The organism is Paraburkholderia sp. SIMBA_027, assembly GCF_046535315.1.
Classification (GTDB): domain Bacteria; phylum Pseudomonadota; class Gammaproteobacteria; order Burkholderiales; family Burkholderiaceae; genus Paraburkholderia; species Paraburkholderia tropica.
In genome coordinates, this window is record NZ_JAWRWY010001304.1 from 1 (window position 1) to 247 (window position 247).

The window sequence follows — 247 nt, forward strand, 5'->3', positions numbered from 1 at the left end:
CTACCATCGGCTCTACTTCGGTGTCCGGGTCCGGCACCGTTCTGCAGCTCGCCGCAGACGGAGTCCTTTCCGCATCCCAGGCGAATGTTTTGGACTCGTTCCGCCAATCGTTGGCCGCCCACGGCTTCTGGTCCGAAGATGCACCGGCCACGAACGGATCGCTGGCGGCTCGATTTGTCCGGGGCGCAGATGTGGTCACAGTGTCGGTGTCCACCACCGGAACCGGTGATTCACGGTTCGAGCTTCT

General features: G+C 62.8%; 1 protein-coding gene. It reads left to right on the forward strand.

Features of this window, described 5'->3' with window-relative positions; translation table 11 throughout:
• The coding region (locus SB764_RS43365) for a hypothetical protein (RefSeq protein ID WP_410867220.1) at positions 1 to 247 on the forward strand (247 nt) is incomplete at both ends.